Raw genomic sequence first — 20,774 nt, 5'->3', positions numbered from 1 at the left:
TGGGGAAGTGACCTCGCCGCAGGCCCGCCCGGCGAGGCCCGCAAGCCGGATCCTGACGTCGCAGAGCGTTCATGACAGGAGCCGTGACCGGTCGGCGTGTGCCACTCGGCGGCGGAGACCGCCGTCGGCCCGCCCTGCCGCGGGTGTCCCCCGCGGCAGGGCCCGGTCGCGGAACACCGGCCCGGTCCGTCCCCGGTTCGGGCAGGACATCCGCCAGGGCGCCGGTCCGGCGGTGGAGGACTACGCGCTCCCGCACCGGCTGTGACGCGAGGACGTCGTCGACCGGGGGGCCGGCTTGTCCGGCTCCGGTGACGTCCTCGCGGTCACAACGGGCCCTGCGGCGGCATCGAAGGCATGGGCCACCTCGGGTGCGGTGCCCTCCACGAGCAGCCGGCGAGCCTGCTCCTCGAAGCGGCGGTCGGTGGCCGTGAGCCGGCTGTGGTGCTGGGCCAGGTGCTCCGACCAGGACGCGACCAGGTAGTTCTCGACGAACCGGCCGGGAGCGCCGCCGTCCTGGTAGAGGCCCCAGGTCAGGGCTCCCGTGCGGCGCCGTGAGCGGGCCACGTGCGCCATGCGGTCGGTGAAGGCGGCCCAGTTCTCGGGGGCGACCCGGTAGGTGACCGTCACGAGTACCGGACCGTCGGCCGGTCCGGGTTCGAACACCAGGGGCGGGGCCGGCCAGTGGTCGGACGGACTCGGATCGACCCCGTCCATGGTGTGCAGCGGCCGGCGGCGCACGCTCAGGGCCCCTGCCACCAGCAGCCCGCTGCCGGTCAGGAGGGAAGCGGTGAGCCCCAGCCCGTCGGCCAGTGCCCCCCAGAGCGGTGCTGTCAGTGCTTGCCCGCCCTGGAACACCACGAGGTAGACGGCAAGCCCCCGGGCCCTGACCCAGCCGGGCAGCCGCTGCTGAACGGCCGCGTTGAGGGTGGACAGCACGCCGATCCACGCCAGCCCCGCGGGCAGGAGCGCGACCGCGGCGAGCCAGGGGACGCGGACCGTGGCCAGGAGAGCCAGCACGCCGGCGAAGACGACTGTCCCGGCGGCGATGGTGCCGTTGGCGCCGAGCCCGCGCCGGATCGCCGGCAGGACGAAGGCGCCGCCCACCGCGCCGATGCCCACCACGCCGAGCAGGAGGCCGTACCCGCCCGGGCCGAGTCCCAGGGAACGGCTCGCCACCAGCGGAAGCAGCGACCACAGGGCGGCCCCGCCCGGAATGAACAGCGCCGTCCTCAGCAGGACCCGGCGAACGCCGGGAGCGTGCCGGACATAGCGGCGGCCCGCCTGCACGGCCGCCGGCAGTCCTTCGCCCCGGGCGGTGGACCGTCGTGTCACCGGCCGTCGCCACAGCATCAGTACGGCTGTGATGCCGAGGTAGGACAGGGCGTTGAAGGCGAAGACCCAGCCCGTGCCCGCCGCCGCGACCACCGCACCGCCGAGGGCCGGGCCCACGGCACGGGCCAGGTTCATGTTCACGGCTCCCAGCGCGGCCGCCTGCCCCAACTGCTCGCGTTCCACCAGCTCGGGCTGAACGGCCTGCCAGGCCGGGCCCATCAACGCGGTGCCGCAGCCCAGGAGGAACGTCAGGGCCAGCAGGAGGCCTGGGGTGAGCGCGTTCCGGAACGCCAGCACGGCCAGCGCGGTGGAGACGGCGAGCAGGGCGAACTGGGCGGCCAGGAGCACCCGACGGCGGTCGTAGCGGTCGGCCAGCACGCCGGAGGGCAGGGCGAGCAGAACGCCCGGCAGGCTGGAGGCGGTCTGCACGAGCGTCACGAGGGCGGCGCCGTGCCCGACGAGGAGCCACTGGGCGCCGACCGTCTGCATCCAGGTGCCGGTGTTGGACACCAGTTGGGCGATCCACAACGCGCGGAAGACACGCGCTGCCAGCGGTGCCCAGGCCGAACCGTCCACGAGCCTCATGACGGTGGCCTGACCCAGGCGGGCTCAGCGGTCGACAGGCGATGGGTGGCCACCGCTGTCACCACGAGCAGCAGCAGTGCCGAACCGAGGACGGGGAGAAGCCCGGCGTGCCGCAGGAGCGAGGCGCCCACGAGGGCCCCGCCGAACATGGCCAGGACGGAGAGGACACGGCGGCCGGGCCGGGGGGCCGCCCCACCGGCCGTCGGGGAATCCGCGGCAAGACCCGTCAGGGTGAGGGTCAGAACGGTTGTGGTCAGGTCCGGCACTCCGAGGCGCCGGGCGACCGCGTTCTGCAAGCCCATGGCAAGGCCCAGGAGCACGATGAGCGTGTACCGGACGGAGCCGGTCACCTCGCCGTGCGAAGCCGCGACCGCGATCACGGTCGCCGCGACCAGCAGGGCCTGGACGGTCGTCGCCACCGTCAGCAGCCGACCGCGGTGCGCGGCGAACAGGGTGCCGAGCCGCCCTCCCGTCAGCGCTCCGACGAGGAACGACACCATCGAGACGAGGGACGCGGCCACCGACAGGCCTGGCGCGCCTGCCAGGGCGAAGCCCAGGAAGACCACGTTACCGGTCATGTTGGCGACGAAGACCCGTCCGAGCGCCAGGTAGCTCACCGCGTCGATGAGCCCGGTCACCACCGTGAGCGTCAGCATCAGCGGCGGCAGGGGGCCGTGCCGGTCTCCCTTCGGCGGAACCAGCGTGCGGGCCGCGTCAGTCAGCAGGCTGCGCATGCGGCGCCCCCTCCTTCGTCCTGTCGCCGTGTGCGGGCGGACGCCCCAGCATCAGGCGGGTGAGCAGACCGCTGCCCGGACCGATCACGAGCGCCGCGACGGAGAGCCACGGCGGCCACGGGTACGACCCGAGGACGTGGTCGAGCGACCAGCGCCCCGGGCCGGTCAGGGCCAGCGCCGCGGAGACGGCTACGAGGACCAGCGGGTACTCGTAGCCGTCGTTCTGCACCCAGAGGCCCTTGTGCCACTTGACGGTGCCGGCCACCGTCATCACTCCCATGGCGGCCATCGCCGCCAGGGGGGTGAGGAGGCCGGCCGCCAGGAACAGGCCGGCACCGATCTGGCTGCCACCCGCGGCTACGGCGGTGAGCCGGCCGCCGCGGAAGCCGTCACGGCGGAACTCCTCGGTCCCCCCGGCCAGCCCGTCGCCGCCCAGCCGGAAACTGACTTTCTGCACTCCGTGCCCCGCGATGAGGAGTCCCACCACCAGCCGGAGCACCAACAGTCCGCTGTCCATTGCGTTCGCCCGTTCCTGACGTCCGTCGTCGACCGAGAGGAGCGGGTCAGCCGGCGGCGTGCTCGCCGATGACGGCCTGCGCGTAGACGACGCCGAGCCCGTAGGTGCCGCCGTTCTCCTTCACGACGTCCATGACGGGCAGGTACGTCTCCGTACGCGCCCAGTCGCGCTGGAGCTCGAGCAGCACCTGCAGCCACGTCACCGGCACCACGCCGGCCTGGGTCATCCGCTGGACGGCGTGCTCGTGGGCCTGGGGGCTGACGCCACCGGACGCGTCGGTGACGACGTAGACCTCGTAGCCCTGGGCGAGCGCGGACAGCGCGGGCAGCACGACGCAGACCTCGGTCCACAGGCCGGCGACGACGAGCTTCTTGCGGCCGGTCGCCTTGACGGCCTCGACGAAGGCGGCGTCCTCCCAGGCGTTCATCGTCGTACGGTCGATGATCTTCTGGTCGGGGAAGACGTCGGCCAGCTGCGGCATGAGCGGGCCGGAGAAGGACTCGGCGGCCACGGTGCTCAGCACGACGGGGACGTCGAAGACCTTTGCGGCCTTGGCCAGACCGACGGTCGCGTTGATGATCGCGGTGCGGTCGCCGCTGCCCGTGCCGAAGAACATCTGCGGCTGGTGGTCCACGAACAGCACCGCGCAGTTGCCGGGGGTCAGCAGGTCGGGGCTGGGGGCGGCGGTGACCTCGGCGATGTCGACCATGGGTGTGCCTTTCGGTGAAGGGTGGTGACGGTCACGGACGGTCGTCCGCGGCCTGGGACAAGAAGGTTCGAAGGTCCCGGCTCAGAAGAAGCAGGGGTCGAGGACCGGGCTGTCGGTCCCGGGGACGAGGTCGCGGCGGGCTCGCCACTGGCGGTGCAGCTCCGACTCGGCCACGGCCTCACCCAGCAACTCCGCCTGGCGGGCACCCCGATGTCCGGGACCGGGAGTGGCCTGATAGCCGCCGTAGTGCGCCACCGGGCTCCACTCGGGGGTCACCGCGGGCACCATCTCGTCGATGCCCTCGTACTCGCCGGCGGCGTGGACGATCCGGCCGCCGACGACCGTCAGCAGGGCTTCGATGTGCGGGATCTCCGGCTCGGGGACCGCGAAGTAGTCGTGCGACAGCACGGCGAGGTCACCGAGGAAGCCCGGACGCAGGACGCCCTTGAGGTCCTGCTCACCGGTGAGCGCGGCCCCGGCCTTGGTGAACATCTCGAGCGCGGTCTCCCGGTCGACCCGGTTGTGCGGCGGGCGAAGGGTCAGGTCGCCGACCGTACGGCCGGTGACCAGCCAGTGCAGCGCGATCCACGGGTTGTACGAGGAGACCCGGGTGGCGTCCGTGCCCGCCCCCACGGTCAGGCCCCGGCCCAGCATGGAGCGGATCGGCGGTGCGTCCGCGGCGGCACCCGGGCCGTAGCGGCGTACGAACGCCTCGCCCTGGAAGGAGAGCCGGTTCTGCACGGACACGGCTCCGCCGAGTGCGGCGATGCGGTCCAGGCTGTCGGCGGACACGGTTTCCGCGTGGTCGAACAGCCACCGGTTCCCGCCGGGGAAGAGGCCTTCCGCGGCGAGCTTCTCGAACACGGCCAGGTCCCGGCGGATGGTCTCGTCGTAGGTGGCGTGGAGCCGGAATCCCCAGCCGTTCTCCATGAGCAGGCGCACGGCCTCCTCGAATTCCACCTCGTAGTCGGAGGTGTGCTCGGGGCGCGGCTGGGCGAAGTTCTCGAAGTCCGCCGCCGCCCAGGTGAGGTTCTCCCCGGCGCCGTTGAGGCGCAGCCACTCGTCGCCGTCCCCGGGCCGGACCATGCCGATCCAGCGCCTGAGGTCGTCGATCTCCTGTCCCGCCGTCTGCGGAAAGAGGTGGTAGGCGATGCGCAGGGACAGCTCGCCCTCCCTGGCCAGTTCCGCGATCGTTTCGTAGTCGTCCGGGAAGTTCTGGAACCCGCCCGCCGCGTCGATCGCGGACGTGAGCCCGAACCGGTTCAGCTCCCGCAGGAAGTGGCGGGTGGACGTCTTCCTGTGCTCTTCGTCCAGTACCGGCGCCTTGGCCAGGGTGGAGTAGAGGATCAGGGCGCTCGGGGCTGCCAGCAGCATGCCCGTCGGCTCACCGTCACGCCCGCGCATGATGTGGCCGCCGGGCGGGTCGGGCGTGTCCTTGCCGTAGCCCGCGGCCTTGAGGGCCGCGCGGTTGAGGATCGCGGACTGGTACAGGTGCAGGACGAACACCGGGGTGTCCGGGGCTGCGGCGTTCAGCTCGGCGACCGTGGGCAGCCGCCGTTCGGCGAACTGCTCGGCCGACCAGCCGCCGACCACTCTCACCCACTGGCCCCCGGGGGTGCGGGCCGCCTGCTCGCGCAGCATGGCCAGCCCGTGGCGCAGCGTGCGGACGCCGTCCCAGCGCAGTTCCAGCACGTAGTTGAGGCCGCCGCGGATGACGTGCAGGTGGGCGTCGTTGAGTCCGGGGATCACCCTGCGGCCGAGTGCGTCGACCACCTTCGTGGCAGGACCGACGCGGTCGGCCACGTCCTTGTCGTCCCCGACGGCCGTGACGACCCCGTCGCGGACGGCGATCGCCTCGGCCTGCGGGCGACGGGGGTCACCGGTGTGGATCCTGCCATTGCGGACGACGAGGTCCGCCGCGTGGTCGGTGGCGCGGGGGATCAGCCCGCCGACCGGCATCGTGGACACCTTTCGACAACCTCCAAAGGACGTACGAGGTGGGTTTCCGCCAAGGCCGCGCCCGAGTCCGGAGGGGATGTCGGCGACGGGGTGCGCGAGGGACCGTTCCGCGGCTGCTTCGCCGCCACGCTATGCCCGGCCGCATCGGTCCGGTTTCCGGTCAGCGCACCGGACGTTGTCCGGCAGTGCACCGCGCCGCCTTCCGTGCACGGTGAGGTCAGAGCCGGTGCACGGACGTGCAACGGCAGGCGGTTTCGCGGTCCTAGCGTGCCCGGAGACGGCCCGGCGGACCTGTCCGTCCGCGGGGGCCGCCTCGCCGGAGACACCGGCACCACACCTGAGTCCAGGAGTTTTCATGTCCCACACCGTCGAGCCGGTCCAGCCGGTCCTGGAGCCGGCCGCGGCCGCGTTCGCCGAGGCGACCGCCAACCCGCCCTACCTGTTCGATCTGCCCCCGGCGGAGGGCCGCAAGGCCGTCGACGACGTGCAGTCCGGTGACATCGCCAAGCCGGACGTCGACGAGGAGTGGATCACCGTCCCGGGCGGCCCGACGGGCAGCGTCCGGGCCCGCGTCGTCAAACCGGTCGGCGCCGGCGGTGCCCTGCCGGTGATCCTCTACATCCACGGCGCGGGCTGGGTCTTCGGCAACGCCCACACCCACGACCGACTGGTCCGGGAACTGGCCACCGGCGCGGAGGCGGCCGTGGTCTTCCCCGAGTACGACCTCTCCCCCGAGGCCCGCTACCCCGTGGCCATCGAGCAGAACTACGCGGTCGCCCGGTGGATCGTCCAGCAGGGCGCGGCCAAGGGCCTGGACGGTTCGCGGCTGGCCGTGGCCGGGGACTCCGTCGGCGGCAACATGACCGCCGCCCTGACCCTCATGGCCAAGGAGCGCGGCGGCCTCCCGCTGGTCCAGCAGGTGCTGTTCTACCCGGTCACCGACGCCGCCTTCGACACCGGCTCCTACCACCGGTTCGCCGAGGGCTACTTCCTGCGCCGCGACGGCATGCAGTGGTTCTGGGACCAGTACACCACCGACGAGGAGCAGCGCGCGGAGATCACCGCCTCTCCGCTGCGCGCCACCACCGAGCAGCTCGCCGGCCTGCCGCCGGCGCTGGTCGTCACCGCCGAGGCCGACGTCCTGCGCGACGAGGGCGAGGCCTACGCGGGCAAGCTCCGCCAGGCGGGAGTGCCCGTCACGGCCGTCCGCTACCAGGGCGTCATCCACGACTTCGTCATGCTCAACGCCCTGCGCGGGACCCATGCCGCCGACGCCGCGATCAACCAGGCCGTCACCGTGCTCCGCGCCGCGCTGCACGACCGCTGACGCGACGCCCCGGCCCGCCCGTCCCGAGGAGCGCGGAGACGGTGACCGCCCCGACCGCCCTGCCCGTCCATGGCGCCTTCGCGGACGCCGGCGGTCGGTCCGGCGTCCGCGCGGAACCGCGGCATCCCGGTGGTGGCGCCGCCGAACCCGCTCCGGGGTCCGGACCGCGATGCCGCGTACATCACCTCAGTGGCCTCCCGGATCGACGACTCGGTCGTTCCGGGAGGCCGTTCCTACCCGGGTTCGTCGGCGTCGTTCCTCGCCGACGCCAGGTCGGCCAGAGCGCGTAGCGTCGCCTCCGCCTCGGTGATCAGCCGGTGGACGAGTTCGGCGGCCGGGGCGATGTCGCGGACGAGGCCGGCGCTCTGGCCCGTCAGCGGGATCAGTTCGTGTGCCGTACCGTCGCGCATCGACGTCATCACCTCGCTGCGCAACGCCTCGGCGCGGGCGGCGGCCGCTTCGGGGCCGGCGTTCCCCTCCTCGACGAACCGGGTGCGCAGCGACCGGGGGACGGTCGTGTACCCGCCCTCGGTCGGCGGGGGCAGGATGTGCTCGACGAACGCCACTTTGACAGCGTCCTGACTGGCGGCGGAGACGACGGCTGCCTTCCAGTCGTCGCTGACCCCGCATTCGGCCGAGGCCAGGAACCGGGTGCCGATGTTCACGCCCTGCGCCCCCAGGGCCAGTGCCGCGGCGATGCCCCGCCCGTCGGCGACGCCGCCGGAGGCGAGTACCGGCAGCGGCCGGACGGCGTCGACGACCTGCGGCACCAGCGCCATCGTGCTGACATCGCCGCAGAACCCGCCGGACTCGGTGCCCTGCGCGCTGATCACGTCGACGCCGGCCTCGGCCGCGCGCACCGCCTGCTCGACCGTCGTCACCTGCTGCAGAAAGATCGCGCCGGCATCGTGGACGCGGGTCACCAGGTCACCCGGCTCGCCGAGCGCGAAGGAGAACACCGGTGGGGCCTCGGCGATCACCACGTCGAAGACCTCGGGGTCGAACGGCCGCCGGGTCATGTTCAGCGCGAACGGCCGGTCGGTGAGATCCCGCAGCCGGCGCACGTCGTCACGGACCTGCGCCGGCGTGCGCAGCGTGGTGGGGACACTGCCCAGCGCCCCGGCGTCGCTGACCGCCGCGGCAAGCCGCATGCTCTGCTGCCAGGGTCCTCCGAGCGGTCCTTGCACGATCGGCACCTCGATGCCCAGTACTCCGCACACCGGTGTCCGCAACATCGCGCCTCCATCCCGCGGGATCCGAGACAGGGATCGTCCCTGCCAAGCCTAGGCGTGACGGTTCCCGGCCACCTGTCGAACCGTGCGGGTGGACACCGCCCGGTCCGGAGGGCTTGCCTTCCGGATCGTGCCGGGTCCCGGTCACCGCGCCCGGAACCTGGGCCGCGGAAGAGTTGCCTGACGGACCACCGACAGGTGCTTCCGTGCACGGGTGCGCGTCCTGGACCGTCCCCCTACGATGCGGATATGCCGGACCTGGAACTGGTGTCACGGCGGCTCGGCAGCGGGCCTCCCCTGCTGGTCGTCCTCCAACTCGACCGGGACGGCTGGACGCCCGTCCTGGAGCGTCTCGCCCGCGAGCACGAGGTGGTGGCCGTCGACCTCCCGGGCTTCGGTGACAGCCCCCCGCTCCCTGGAGGGACCACGCCCACCGTCGAGGCGCTGGCCGCCGCAGTCGCCGAGTGGCTCCCCGGCGCCGGCCTCACCCGCCCGCCCGTCGCGGGGAACTCCCTCGGTGGGGCCGTCGCCCTGGAACTGGCCCGCGGCGGCGCGGTCGGCAGCGCCGTCACGCTGTCCCCCATCGGGCTGTGGACCCGCCCCGAGGCCGCCTACGCCCTCGGATCGCTCCGCGTCGCCCACGCGATGGCACGAGCCTGCGCCGAACGCCCTCACTGGATCGCCGGACACCCGATCGGGCGCACCGTGGCCTTCTGGCAGCTCGCCGCCCGGCCCTGGCGGATTCCGGAGGCGGCGGCCGCCGGCGCGCTGCGCAACCTGGCCCGCTCTCCCGGCTTCGAGCCGACGCAGCGCGCTGTGCGCGCCTACCGGTTGCGGGCCTTCACCCCGGAGGTTCCGGTCCCGGTCACGGTCGGCTGGGGCACCCGGGACCTGATGACCCCACCCCATCAGGCACTCAGGGCGGCACGGCTGCTTCCGGGCGCCCGGCACGTCTCGCTCAAGGGCTGCGGGCACTCACCGATGTCCGACGACCCCGAGCAGGTCACCCGGGTGGTGCTCGACACCGTCAGCGGCTGACCTGACGAAGGGCATCGGGCTGCCCGGGCGGCAGGGTCCGGGCAGGGCCGTCCGGACCCTGCCGCCCGGGCGGCCCCCTGCGGGCTCAGCGCCGCACAATGCGTGTGCGGACGACAACCCGAGACCGGCCCTCTGGCGACGGCAGCGGTCTGGATCACTGCGCAGCGACTTCACGCTCCCCCCGGGGCGCCCCGTCCAAGGCTCCCGGCGAACGATCCAGCCCCTCAGCCGGAAGACGCTCCAGCATCCGGAACATCTCCCTCAGCTCGTCCCCGACCGACGTCACCGCTCACCGGCGAGGTCGAGATCGCCCTTGCTCGTCTCGGCCGCCCCCTCAGTGATCCGGGGACGGCGCCACGGACTGGCGATCGGACCGGAGACCGCCCGCCACCACGCCTCCACCGGCAGCTCCCCCGCCGGCTCGAACGGCTCACCCGGCCGCGGGAACGCCACCGCCTGCCCGGCCTCCTCGGCCACGTCCTTCATCCACTCCCCCGGCTCCGCCCACGCGTGCGGCGCCAGGTTGAAGGTGCCCCAGTGGATGGGCAGCAGCACGCCGGCCGCGTCGCCGCCCTGCAGGTCGAGATGGGCCCGGACGCCTTCCTCGGGCGTCATGTGGATGTCGGGCCAGAAGTCCGAGTACGCGCCGACCTGGATCATCGTGGCGTCGAACGGGCCGTGGCCGGCGCCGATGTCCTTGAAGCCCTCGAAGTAGCCGGTGTCGCCGCTGTGGTAGATCCGGTGCTCCTCGCCCGCGACCGCCCAGGAGGCCCACAGGGTGTGCTGGGTGTTGCGCAGGCCCCGGCCGCAGAAGTGGCGGGCCGGGGTGGCGGTGAGGGTGAGTCCGCCGACCTTCGTCGTCTCGTGCCAGTCCAGCTCGCGCAGCCGCCCGGCGGACACACCCCAGCGCTCCAGGTGCGCGCCGACGCCGAGGGGCACGGCGAACAGGGTGTCCGTGCCGGCCAGCGCCTTGATCGTGGGCAGGTCCAGGTGGTCGTAGTGGTCGTGGGAGATCACGACGACGTCGACCGGGCCGAGCGCGGCCAGCGGCAGCGGCACGGGGTGCAGCCGCCGGGGTCCGGCGAAGGGGAACGGTGAGCAGCGCTCACCCCACACGGGGTCGAACAGGACCCGGTGCCCGTCGATCTCCGCGAGCACGCCGGAGTGGCCCATCCAGGTCAGGCGCAGCCCGGTGGCCGGCGGACGGGAGATGTCGGCCAGGGTGGTCGGATGCACCGGGATGGTGCCCTTCGGGGCGCGGCGGGACCGGGAGTCCTTGTCGAGGTAGATCTTCGCCAGGTCCCGCGTCGACCCCGACGGGCGGATCCGGGCAGCGCCCCCGGGGTTCTGGAACACGCCGTCCTTGAAGTGCGGGGATCTGCGGATGCGTGCCATGCGCTCGCCACTCGGGTCCGCGCCGAAGGCCACGGGCCGCAGGGCACGCGGCCCGGAGCTCTGGGAACGGGAACCGGCCACGGTACCTCCAGGTGGAGTCGGTCAGACAGTCCATTATGTGCGGCCGGTCCGGCACCGGGGTGCCGGACCGGCCTCGTCCGACGGGCGGCTCTCACGCCACCGAGGCGATCCGTACCTTGATGTCGTCCGGCGACAGCGTTCCCTTGGCGATCACGTGGTCGCCCGACGACTGCCCGCGCAGCCGGCGGCCGATCCACGGCACCAGGTACTCGCGGGCCCACTGGACGTCGTCCCGCCGGATGTCGAGGGTGCCGCGGGGCGGCAGGGGCGGCCAGGGCTGTTCGGGATCGGCGGGGACGTCCAGGCCGAGGGCCTGCCCGGCGCGGAGCGCGACACGGGTGTGCCCCTCCGGCGACAGGTGCAGCCGGTCGGCGTCCCAGGCCCTGCGGTCCTGGACGCTCCTGAGGGACCACAGGTCGAGCACCGGGCAGCCGTAGCGGTCGGCGACGGCCCGCACGTGCCCGTTGTACGTCGCGATCTTGCCGCGCAGATGCTTCAGCAGGGGCACGCCGCGGGTGTCGAACCCGGTCGTCACCAGCACCGTTCCGGACACCGCCGTGAGCGCGGCGATCGCCCGCTCGAACCGCTCGGCCACCTCGTCCGGGTCGCTGCCCGGGCGGAGGATGTCGTTGCCGCCCGCGCAGAACGAGACCAGGTCGGGGGCGAGTTCGACCGCCCTCGGCAGCTGGTGCGCCACGATCTGGTCCAGCAGCTTTCCGCGCACGGCGAGATTGGTGTACTCGAAGTCGCCCTCGGGCCGGAGGTCCGCGAGGAGCACGGCGAACCGGTCGGCCCAGCCGACGAACGCCCCGTCGGGGCCGGGGTCGCCGACGCCCTCGGTGAAGCTGTCCCCCACCGCCACGTACGACCCGATCACTGCTCTGCTGTCACTCTTCGAATCGTCTGCCACAACCGCTCATGATTCACCTTCTAATGTGACCTACGCGACCGTAAGGAAGGGTTGACGGACGGTGAGATAAGACACTCTCAAAATGTTGGCCAATTCCGGAATACGCCGAAGGCCGGACCCGGGGATCGGGGTCCGGCCTTCGGCGCGCGTGTCAGGAAGGTCGCCGCGGGGGTCAGCCGATGGAGACGCCCTTCGAGCCGAGGTAGGCGACCGGGTCCACGTCCGAGCCGTAGTCCGGGGTGGTGCGGATCTCGAAGTGCAGGTGCGGGCCGGTCGAGTTGCCGGTCGAGCCGGAGAGGCCGACCTGCTGGCCGCCGGTCACGGTCTGGCCGGCCGAGACGGAGAGCGAGGACAGGTGGGCGTACTGGGCGTAGTGGCCGTCGTCGAGCTGGATGACGACCTGGTTGCCGTACGCACCGGCCCAGCCGGCGGAGACGACGGTGCCCGCGCCGACGGCCTTCAGGGAGGTGCCGGTCGGGACGGCGAAGTCGACGCCGGTGTGGTAGCCGCTGGACCACATGCTGCCGGCCACCTTGTAGGCGGTGCCGAGCCCGGCGCCGGGCACCGGGGAGCTGTAACCGGAGGTGCTCGCGGCCTGGTCGGCGCCCGTGGTCTGGGTGGAGGTCTCCGAGGAGGGCTGCTCGGCGGACTGCTCCACCGGCTGCTCGGCGGGCTGCTCGGCCTTCTGCTCCGGGGCCTGCGGGGCCTTGGCGGAGGACGGCTTCTGCGGCGCGCTCGCGGCGGCCCCGCCGTCGACGGAGAGCTTCAGACCGGGGTGGATGAGCGCCGGGTCGTCACCGACGGCCTCGCGGTTGTCCGCGTAGAGCTTCTTCCAGCCACCGTCGACGTGCTCCGTCTCGGCGATCTTCGCGAGGTAGTCGCCGGCCTTCACGGTGTACGTGCGGGCCTCGTCGCCCTTCTCGGCGACGGTCTTCTGGCCGGCGGCGGAAAGGGTCTGGACGGCCTTTTCGGGGGCGGTCTGCGGCGTGGCGGCGTGCGCGCCGGTGGCGCCGAGGAACGGCAGGGCGAGTGCGGCGCCACCGGTTCCGGCGACGGCGATGGAGCGGGTGAAACGCTGGGCCTTGGTACGGCGGTGCTTACCCTTCGCGGGCATGACGAATTCCTCTCCGGCGCCTACGAGGTGAGCTGTCGGGTTCGGGCTGGAGATGCCCGGCCGCGCTGTCGCGCGGCTTAACCCCAAGCCGTCCCGGGAACCGGAACAGGCGGTCGTACCTGTGGGTCCCCCGCTCCTGCCGTACACGGGTCAGTGTGTGCGGGCTCCGGGCGGCGGCAGGATTAGGCGTCCGTCCGGATCGGTGGTGAACGTAAGCGACCCGGACGCGAAGGGACAAGCACGGAGTTCACCGCGAACCCGTTTTCCGTGATCCAAAGGCGGAATTGACGTCACCGAGCGTCAGCCGGGATTCCCTTTCCCGCGCGAATTCCCTTGCCATCCACCAGAATTACGTGAGCATGGCGATAACACATCGTCACGGATATGACGATGCTCACGCACCCCCTCCCCATCTCCCTCCCTTTCGGGGCGCGTTATGGCGAAACCGCCCAATCGGACAGAACACCCGAATCGGGAGAATCACAGACGCCGCAACCGCACCACCACGGCGTCCAGATCTCCCCGCAGACCGATGCGCAGCCCATGGTGCAGCAGGAGGGCACCTCGGTGCGTTTCGCCCGTTTCGCGGCATTCGTACGAGGCTTCCGGGTCGAGGCCGCGCAGCCGGAGGGCCGGGACGGGCTCCCCGTGGTGCTGCGCCTGGAGGCAGGCGAGGACGACGGTCTCGTCGCCGAGGACGTACTGCACCGCGCTCAGCCCGCCCTCCGGCGGGCGCAGCCGGTACAGGTCGCCGCGCTGGACGACGGGCCGGATCTCCTTGTAGAGCGCGACCCACTCCCGCGCCTCGGCGAGCTCCTCCTCGGTCCACCGCGCGAGGTCGCCGCCGACGCCGAGCACCCCGGCCATGGCGCTGACGAACCGGAAGCGCAGCGAGCTGACCCGCCCGTTGAGCATCGCGTTCGGGCTGTCGGTGACCCAGGCGGCCATCACCCGGGCAGGGTGGAGCTGGCTGAAGCCGTGCTGGATGGCGAGCCGGTCGAGCGGGTCGGTGTTGTCCGAGGTCCACACCTGGTCGGTACGGGAGAGGACCCCCAGGTCGATCCGCCCGCCGCCGCCCGAGCAGGACTCGAAGGCCACCCCCGGATGGGCCGCCCGCAGCCGGTCCAGCAGGGCGTACAGGCCTCGCACGTGGTCGGTCCACAGCCGCTGCGGATACGGGTCGTCCGGCCAGCCGGCGTCGCTGAAGCAGCGGTTGAAGTCCCATTTCACGTAGTCGACGGGGGTGCCGGAGAGCAGCCCGTCCAGCCGCTCCCAGAGGTACTCCCGGACGTCGTCGCGCGCGAGGTTGAGCACGAGCTGGTTGCGGAACTCCGTGCGCCGGCGGTCCGGCTGGAACTGCACCCAGTCGGGGTGCGCCCGGTAGAGGTCGCTGTCCGGGTTGACCATCTCGGGCTCGACCCAGATGCCGAACCGCATCCCGAGCCCGTGCACATGGTCGGCGAGGGGTTTCAGGCCGCCGGGGAAGCGGCCGTGGTTGGGCGTCCAGTCGCCGAGCCCGGCCCGGTCGCTCGTCCGTGCCCCGAACCAGCCGTCGTCGACCACGAACAGTTCGACGCCCATCGCGGCGGCCCGCGCCGCGAGCTCCCGCTGCTGCTCCTCCGAGATGTCGAACCCGGTGGCCTCCCACGAGTTGAACAGCACGGGCCGGTCCCGGTCCGCGTCCGGGACGACGTGCGTCCGCTGGTAGGCGTGCCAGGCACGGCTGGCGCCGCCGAAGCCGCCGTCGCTCCACAGACCGGCGAAGACCGGTGTGACGTACGTCTCCTCCGTGCCCAGCATCAGCAGGCCGGAGTCGTCGTGCCCCGCGCCGCCGGTGATCTGCACGCGCGCGTCGGGGAGTTGGGCGACGCAGATGCGCCAGGACCCGGACCAGCCGAGGGCGCAGCCGTAGACCTCGCCGCGCTCCTCGGTCGCGTCGGTGTCGAGCGCGACCCAGGGCAGGTGCTGGTGTCCGGTGTGGCCGCGGCGGCTGCCGACGACCTTCTCGCCGTAGGTGAGCGGGGCGCGGGTCAGCCGGGACTCGGCGGCCCAGCGGCCGTGCAACTGGGACAGCCGCCAGTGCTCGCGCTCGGGCAGGGTCCAGGTGGCGGAGTCGGCGCGCAGGAGTTCGGCCGCGGGTCCCCGGTTGTGCAGGGTCACCCAGCGCTCGACCACGTCGTCGCGCATCCGGTAGTGCAGGGTCACGGTCAGTCCGCCGTCGCGGAAGCGGAGACGGAGTTCGCCGTCGTCGCTCTCGTGGCCGTCGAAGGCCCACTCGGTGCCGCGCCGCCCGTCCGCGGTGCGTACGGACAGGGCGGGCCGGACGAAGCGGGGGCCGCCCTCGACCGGGTACTCCTCGCGCCCGTCCAGGCGGGACTCGAACGGCCAGTCGTCCGGCAGCGGGCGCGCGGCGAGGGCCTCCGCGTCGGCGAGCGCGATCCTCGGGCCCCAGTGCAGATGCACCAGCTCGTCGCGGTCCGTGACATGGAGCGCGTAGCTGCTGGCCGGCCCCGACAGGAGCCAGGTACGACCGTCTTGGGAGACCTGCGTCACCGAACCTCCAACATACCCGAACAGATGCGATCAGACACCAACATCATCAGGGTCGCGGGGGTGTCCGGGCAATGCCTGTGGACAACTCATTGCCCCAGGCAGGCATGTCGTATCGTCAAGTGGTGCCCGTCGGCGAGCCCCGCCGGCGGCGCCGAGTGGGAGGAGTCCTTCGTGACGCAGCAGATCCCGTCGACCGAACCCGAGCTGACCGGAGTACGCAACTTCCGCGACGTGGGCGGACTACCGACCGTCGACGGTCGGCGGGTGCGGCACGGAGTGCTCTTCCGCAGCGGCCATCTCGCCCATGCGACCGCCGAGGACGCCGCCTTCCTGTCCTCGCTCGGACTGCACACGGTCTTCGACTTCCGCAACGCGGCCGACCAGAAGCTGGAGGGGCCGGACGTCGAGCTGCCGGGCGTGCGCAACGTGAACCTGCCGCTCAGCGACCCGGCCGACGGCGCCGAGTTCTGGAAGATGGTCCGCGACGGCGATCTGGAGCAGCTGCGCTCGATCCTCGCGGACGGCAAGGGCGCGGACCGGATGATCAGCTCCTACCGGCTGATCATCAAGGAGCGCACCGCCGAGCACTCCCGGGTGCTGCGCGCGCTCGCCGAGGACAGCGTCCCCGCGCTGATGCACTGCGCGGCGGGCAAGGACCGCGCGGGACTGTCGGTGGCGGTGACGCTGCTCGCGGTGGGCGTCGAACGCGACGCGATCGTCGACGACTACCTGAAGTCCAACGCCAAGCACCGCCGCTACAAGGTGCACCGCAGCGGCACCTCCGCCTCGGCCTACTCCCCCGAGGTCATGGAGCTGCTCAGCCCGCTGTTCGACGCGCGCGCGGAGTATCTGTCGGCGGCCTTCGAGACCGTCGAGGAGACCTGGGGCGGTGTGGACCCCTACCTGGAGCAGGCGCTCGGACTCACTCCCGAGACCCGGGAACGGCTGCGCGAGCGCCTGCTCGACTGAGGCGGGCCCGAGGCGGGCGCCTACTTCTTCGGAGCCATCTCGAAGAGGAAGTAGATGAAGGCCGCGAAGAGGTGTCCCACCGCCACGTAGATGAACAGCCGCACCCACAGGGCCCGGGGGAGCTTCTCTTCCATGTCTTTGCCGGTCATGTCGCTTCTCCGTGGATCGGGCCCAGGCACAGCGCGGCCGTGGGACTCTGCAGCAGGGTGTGGACGAACAGCAGATCGACCCCGTCGGGGTCGGACGCGGCGATGCGGTGCGGGGTCAGCGAGTCGAAGTGGGCGCTGTCCCCCGGGCCGAGCCGGTGCAGGGTGTCCCCGAGGCGCAGCCGCAGCCGCCCCTTGAGGACGTACAGCCACTCCTCGCCGGGGTGGACGCGCACGATGTCGCCCTGGGAGCCGTGCGGCACCCGGACCCGCAGGGCCTGCATGCCGCGTCCGGCGGCGCCGGCCTGCCAGTACGTCCAGCCGCCCGCCGCCGTGGACTCCATGTCGGCGGCGCGCACCACGGCGTCCCGGTCGGCGGCCGACTCGCCGAGCAGCTCGGAGACCGTCGTACCGTAGGTGCGGGCGAGGGAGAGCAGCATCGGCAGCGAGGGCTGGCGCTGTCCGGTCTCCAGCCGGGAGAGGTGCGCGGGCGACAGACCCGCGTCGCGGGCGGCGGCCTCCAGGGTGAGGGAGGCCCGTCGCCGCAGGGCACGCAGCTGCGGCGCGACCGCGGGGAGCGCGTCGGCCGGTTCGGCCGGCGGCCCGGCCTCGGAGGAGCTCATGCCTCCATTGAGCCCTGGATTTGCCCCACGGGCAATTTTCTTGCCTATGGGGCAAATCCCGGCGCGACGCGGGTTTCAGCGGTTGGCGACGGCCTGTCTCACCAGCGTCCTGCCGAACTCCCACACCAGGCCGCCGTCGTGCGCGTCGTCCATCACCGCGGTGAAGGCGTCCACGAACCGGTGCACGTCCCGCTCCCCGATGATCAGCGGCGGGATCAGTTTGATCACCTCCAGGTGGTCGCCGGAGACCTGGGTGAGGATGTGGTGCCGCTGCAGCAGCGGTACGACCACCATCTGCGCGAAGAGTCCCTTGCGGGCGGCCTGGAGCATGGTCCAGCGCGAGCGCAGCTTCAGCGAGCGGGGCCGGCCGAACTCGATGCCGATCATCAGGCCCCGGCCTCGGACGTCGGCGAGCAGCTCGTACCTGTCGGTCAGCGCGGCCAGCCGGGTCCGCAGCAGCGCGCCGGTGCTCCGGACGTTCGCGACGATCCGCTCGTCCTCCATGACCGACAGCACCGCGAGGCCCGCCGCCATGGCCTGGGCGTTGGCCCCGAAGCTGGCCGAGTGGACCAGCACCCGGTCCATCGACGAGTAGACCTTCTTGAAGATCCAGTCCTTGCCGATGGTGGCGCCCACCGGTACGTAGCCGCCGGAGAGCGCCTTGGCCACGCACACCAGGTCCGGCTCGACCCCCGCCTCGTGCTGGTAGGCGTAGAAGTCGCCGGTCCGGCCCAGTCCCGTCTGCACCTCGTCGGCGATCAGCAGCGCCCTGTGCCGGTGCAGCAGCTCCTGCGCGGCCCGCAGATAGCCCGGCGGCGCCTCGTGGACGCCCTTGCCCTGGATCGGCTCCACGATCAGGGCGGCCACGTCCCCCTCGCGCAGCTCCCGCTCCAGCGCGTCGAGGTCGCCGAGCGGTACGGCCGTGTCGGGCAGCAGCGGGGCGAAGCCGTCCCGGAAACCGGTCTCGCCGTTGACGGAGAGCGAGCCGGCGGTCAGGCCGTGGAAGGCGTGCTCGCAGTACAGCACGCGTGGTCTGCCGGTCGCGTACCGGGCGAACTTCAGAGCGGTCTCGACCGCCTCCGTGCCGCTGTTGCCGAAGAAGACCCGGTCCAGGTGGGGGCTGTGCCCGAGCAGCTTCTCGGCCAGCAGGCCGGGCAGCGGCTGGCAGTCGAAGCGGGTGAGGTCGGCGAGGGAGGCGTCCAGGACGTCGTGCAGCGCCTTGCGGACCACGGGGTGGTGGCGGCCCAGGCCCATCACCCCGAACCCGGCGAGCATGTCCAGGTGGTCGTTGCCGTCGGCGTCCCAGAAGTGGGCGCCCTCGGCGCGCTCGTAGACCTTGTCGAAGCCGATGGTGTGCAGCATGCGCGGGAGCTGGTGGTTGAGGTACCGGGTGTGCAGCTCGTAGCGCTCGGCTCCGCGCTCGGCCAGCAGCGCGCCGAGGTCGAACCCCCCGGTCTGCGACGACTCCGCGGTGGTCATGCCTGGGGCTCCTGTGGGTCCGGTGACTGTTTCACGGGCTCCTCGCCGACGGCGAGGCCCGCGCTGATGCGGCCGGCGATCTCGACCGGGGTGAGGCCGATGTCGGCGAGCACCTCACCGCGTTTGGCGTGGGCGAGGAACTGCTCCGGGATCCCGAACCGCCGCACGGGCACGTCGACCCCGGCGTCGCCCAGTGCCAGCGCCACCGCCGAACCGACCCCGGCGGCACGGCTGTTGTCCTCGACGACGGCCACCATGCGGTGCCCGGTGGCCAGTCGGGGCAGGGCCGGGTCCACGGGCTTGACCCAGCGGGGGTCGACCACGGTGCATCCGGTCCCCCGCGCTTCGAGCAGTTCGGCGGCCTGGAGGCAGACCGGCGCCATCACTCCCACGGCCACCAGCAGCACCTCGGGGGCGTCCGCCCGGTGGAGCACGTCCATGCCGCCGACACGGTCCAGCGCGGGGATCGCCGGGCCCACGGACTCCTTGGGGAACCTGAGCAGGGTGGGCGCGTCGTCGACGGCGACCGCCTCGCGCAGCTGGGCGCGGAGCTGGCCGGCGTCGCGGGGCGCGGCGATGCGCAGGCCGGGGACGACCTGGAGGACGGACATGTCCCACATGCCGTTGTGGGAGGGCCCGTCGACGCCGGTGACACCGGCCCGGTCCAGGACGAAGGTCACCCCGCAGCGGTGCAGCGCCACGTCCATCAGCAGCTGGTCGAAGGCGCGGTTGAGGAAGGTGGCGTAGACGGCGACGACCGGGTGCAGGCCGCCGGTCGCCAGGCCCGCCGCGGACACGGCCGCGTGCTGCTCGGCGATGCCGACGTCCCACACCCGGTCCGGGAACCGTTCGGCGAAGGCGCCGAGACCGACCGGATGCAGCATGGCGGCGGTGATCGCCACCACGTCCTCGCGTTCCTCGCCGATCCGGACGATCTCCTCGCCGAAGACGGAGGTCCAGGACGGGCCGCCGGACGGGGCGAGGGGCGCGCAGGTGAGCGGATCCATCACGCCGACGGTGTGGAAGTGGTCCTCCTCGTGGGCGAGGGCGGGTTCGTAGCCGCGGCCCTTCTCGGTGAGGCAGTGGACCAGGACGGGTCCGTGGAAGCGCTTGGCGCGGCGCAGCGCGGACTCCACGGCCTTGACGTCGTGGCCGTCGATGGGGCCGAGGTACTTCAGGCCGAGGTCCTCGAAGAGACCCTGCGGGGCGAAGGCGTCCTTGAAGCCCTTCTTCGCGCCGTGCAGCGCCTCGTAGACGGTGGGACCGACCACGGGGGTGCGCTGGAGCACGTCCTTGCCCCAGGCCAGCACGCGTTCGTAGCCGTCGGTGGTGCGCAGGGCGGCGAGGTGGTTGGCGAGTCCGCCGATGGTGGGGGCGTAGGAGCGTTCGTTGTCGTTGACGACGACGATCAGCGGCCGGTCCTTGGCGGCGGCGATGTTATTGAGCGCCTCCCAGGCCATGCCGCCGGTGAGGGCGCCGTCGCCGATCACCGCGACGACATGGCCCTTCTCCCCCCGCACCTGGCGGGCCTTGGCGAGTCCGTCGGCCCAGCCGAGGGCCGTGGAGGCGTGGCTGTTCTCGATGACGTCGTGCTCGGACTCCTCGCGGGAGGGGTAGCCGGACAGGCCGCCCTTGCCGCGCAGCTTGGAGAAGTCCTGACGCCCGGTCAGGAGTTTGTGGACGTAGCTCTGGTGGCCGGTGTCCCACAGGATGCGGTCCACGGGCGACTCGAAGACCCGGTGCAGGGCGACGGTGAGCTCCACCACCCCGAGGTTGGGTCCGAGGTGTCCGCCGGTCCTGGCGACCGCGTGCACCAGGAACTCCCGGATCTCATGGGACAGTTCGCCGAGTTCCGCCTCGGACAGCGCCTTCAGGTCACGTGGTTGCCGGATGCTCTCCAGGATCGTCACGCTCGGGCCCCCTTCGGAATTCCGTGCTGTTCAGCTCACGGTGACGGCCGGCTCCCCCGACGCGATGCCGTCCTTCTCCATCTCCTCGGCGATCTTCATCGCCTCCTCGATCAGCGTCTCCACGATCTTCGACTCGGGCACGGTCTTGATGACCTCGCCCT

The 20,774-nt window shown here is 72.3% G+C and carries 17 protein-coding genes, 2 pseudogenes and 1 riboswitch; of the genes and pseudogenes, 4 read left to right on the top strand and 15 right to left on the bottom strand.

Features of this window, described 5'->3' with window-relative positions:
- Window positions 1–240: 240 nt before the first annotated feature.
- The 5 genes from AB0A94_RS36305 to AB0A94_RS36285 form a co-directional block, all read right to left on the bottom strand.
- Window positions 241–1,917: an MFS transporter gene (locus AB0A94_RS36305; RefSeq protein ID WP_361750981.1), complete on the bottom strand. Its 1,677-nt coding sequence runs from the start codon at window positions 1,915–1,917 to the stop codon at window positions 241–243.
- Window positions 1,914–2,651 carry a YoaK family protein gene (locus AB0A94_RS36300; protein WP_361750979.1) on the bottom strand — a complete coding sequence of 246 codons (738 nt, stop codon included), beginning with the start codon at window positions 2,649–2,651 and terminating at the stop codon, window positions 1,914–1,916. Before AB0A94_RS36300 ends, AB0A94_RS36305 begins: the two co-directional genes overlap by 4 nt.
- A complete protein-coding gene (locus AB0A94_RS36295; RefSeq protein WP_361750978.1) occupies window positions 2,632–3,168 on the bottom strand; it encodes a DoxX family protein in 537 nt (178 codons plus the stop codon). The genes AB0A94_RS36300 and AB0A94_RS36295 overlap by 20 nt, the downstream gene beginning before the upstream one ends.
- Window positions 3,169–3,214: 46 nt before the next feature.
- On the bottom strand, window positions 3,215–3,877 hold the full coding sequence (locus tag AB0A94_RS36290; protein ID WP_361750976.1) for a hydrolase: 663 nt from the start codon (window positions 3,875–3,877) through the stop codon (window positions 3,215–3,217).
- An 81-nt stretch (window positions 3,878–3,958) separates the two neighbouring features.
- The gene (locus tag AB0A94_RS36285) at window positions 3,959–5,836 is read right to left on the bottom strand and encodes an amidohydrolase (RefSeq protein WP_361750996.1); all 1,878 of its coding nucleotides are present in this window, start codon (window positions 5,834–5,836) and stop codon (window positions 3,959–3,961) included.
- A gap of 355 nt (window positions 5,837–6,191) precedes the next feature.
- On the opposite strand from AB0A94_RS36285, the gene AB0A94_RS36280 reads away from it, so the two are divergent.
- Together AB0A94_RS36280 and AB0A94_RS36275 are read left to right on the top strand one after the other, a co-directional pair.
- Window positions 6,192–7,163 carry an alpha/beta hydrolase gene (locus AB0A94_RS36280; protein WP_361750974.1) on the top strand — a complete coding sequence of 324 codons (972 nt, stop codon included), beginning with the start codon at window positions 6,192–6,194 and terminating at the stop codon, window positions 7,161–7,163.
- 41 nt (window positions 7,164–7,204) lie between these two features.
- Window positions 7,205–7,409, top strand: a pseudogene (locus tag AB0A94_RS36275) (alpha/beta hydrolase); the annotation flags it as partial.
- Here AB0A94_RS36275 and AB0A94_RS36270 read toward each other — a convergent pair.
- On the bottom strand, window positions 7,397–8,398 hold the full coding sequence (locus tag AB0A94_RS36270; RefSeq protein ID WP_361750972.1) for a nitronate monooxygenase family protein: 1,002 nt from the start codon (window positions 8,396–8,398) through the stop codon (window positions 7,397–7,399). The pseudogene AB0A94_RS36275 and the gene AB0A94_RS36270 overlap by 13 nt on opposite strands.
- A gap of 246 nt (window positions 8,399–8,644) precedes the next feature.
- On the opposite strand from AB0A94_RS36270, the gene AB0A94_RS36265 reads away from it, so the two are divergent.
- On the top strand, window positions 8,645–9,433 hold the full coding sequence (locus tag AB0A94_RS36265; protein WP_361750970.1) for an alpha/beta hydrolase: 789 nt from the start codon (window positions 8,645–8,647) through the stop codon (window positions 9,431–9,433).
- Between the two features lie 282 nt (window positions 9,434–9,715).
- On the opposite strand, the gene AB0A94_RS36260 is transcribed toward AB0A94_RS36265, so the two are convergent.
- The 4 genes from AB0A94_RS36260 to AB0A94_RS36245 form a co-directional block, all read right to left on the bottom strand.
- Window positions 9,716–10,909 carry an MBL fold metallo-hydrolase gene (locus AB0A94_RS36260; protein ID WP_361750968.1) on the bottom strand — a complete coding sequence of 398 codons (1,194 nt, stop codon included), beginning with the start codon at window positions 10,907–10,909 and terminating at the stop codon, window positions 9,716–9,718.
- 91 nt (window positions 10,910–11,000) lie between these two features.
- Window positions 11,001–11,786, bottom strand: coding sequence for an SGNH/GDSL hydrolase family protein (locus AB0A94_RS36255; protein WP_361750994.1), 786 nt, complete (start codon window positions 11,784–11,786; stop codon window positions 11,001–11,003).
- Window positions 11,787–11,991: 205 nt separating this feature from the next.
- Window positions 11,992–12,933 carry a peptidoglycan DD-metalloendopeptidase family protein gene (locus AB0A94_RS36250; RefSeq protein ID WP_361750966.1) on the bottom strand — a complete coding sequence of 314 codons (942 nt, stop codon included), beginning with the start codon at window positions 12,931–12,933 and terminating at the stop codon, window positions 11,992–11,994.
- Between the two features lie 4 nt (window positions 12,934–12,937).
- A riboswitch (cyclic di-AMP (ydaO/yuaA leader) is annotated at window positions 12,938–13,099 on the bottom strand.
- A 314-nt stretch (window positions 13,100–13,413) separates the two neighbouring features.
- A complete protein-coding gene (locus tag AB0A94_RS36245; RefSeq protein WP_361750964.1) occupies window positions 13,414–15,486 on the bottom strand; it encodes an alpha-galactosidase in 2,073 nt (690 codons plus the stop codon).
- A gap of 171 nt (window positions 15,487–15,657) precedes the next feature.
- On the opposite strand from AB0A94_RS36245, the gene AB0A94_RS36240 reads away from it, so the two are divergent.
- The gene (locus AB0A94_RS36240) at window positions 15,658–16,455 is read left to right on the top strand and encodes a tyrosine-protein phosphatase (RefSeq protein WP_361750962.1); all 798 of its coding nucleotides are present in this window, start codon (window positions 15,658–15,660) and stop codon (window positions 16,453–16,455) included.
- Window positions 16,456–16,475: 20 nt separating this feature from the next.
- Here AB0A94_RS36240 and AB0A94_RS36235 read toward each other — a convergent pair whose 3' ends face one another.
- The 5 genes and pseudogenes from AB0A94_RS36235 to AB0A94_RS36215 form a co-directional block, all read right to left on the bottom strand.
- Window positions 16,476–16,604 carry a DUF6126 family protein gene (locus AB0A94_RS36235; RefSeq protein WP_217136958.1) on the bottom strand — a complete coding sequence of 43 codons (129 nt, stop codon included), beginning with the start codon at window positions 16,602–16,604 and terminating at the stop codon, window positions 16,476–16,478.
- Entirely contained in the window at window positions 16,601–17,224 is a 624-nt protein-coding gene (locus tag AB0A94_RS36230; RefSeq protein WP_361750960.1) for an XRE family transcriptional regulator, read from the bottom strand. Before AB0A94_RS36230 ends, AB0A94_RS36235 begins: the two co-directional genes overlap by 4 nt.
- Window positions 17,225–17,299: 75 nt before the next feature.
- Window positions 17,300–18,703: an aspartate aminotransferase family protein gene (locus tag AB0A94_RS36225; protein ID WP_361750958.1), complete on the bottom strand. Its 1,404-nt coding sequence runs from the start codon at window positions 18,701–18,703 to the stop codon at window positions 17,300–17,302.
- A complete protein-coding gene (gene dxs / locus AB0A94_RS36220) occupies window positions 18,700–20,613 on the bottom strand; it encodes a 1-deoxy-D-xylulose-5-phosphate synthase (RefSeq protein WP_361750956.1) in 1,914 nt (637 codons plus the stop codon). Before dxs ends, AB0A94_RS36225 begins: the two co-directional genes overlap by 4 nt.
- Before the next feature lie 30 nt (window positions 20,614–20,643).
- A pseudogene (locus tag AB0A94_RS36215) lies at window positions 20,644–20,774 on the bottom strand (4-hydroxy-3-methylbut-2-en-1-yl diphosphate synthase); the annotation flags it as partial.

Origin of the sequence: Streptomyces sp. NPDC044984 (assembly GCF_040646935.1) — a bacterium.
In the GTDB taxonomy this organism is placed as follows: domain Bacteria; phylum Actinomycetota; class Actinomycetes; order Streptomycetales; family Streptomycetaceae; genus Streptomyces.
This window is presented reverse-complemented; position numbering and strand designations above follow the sequence as displayed.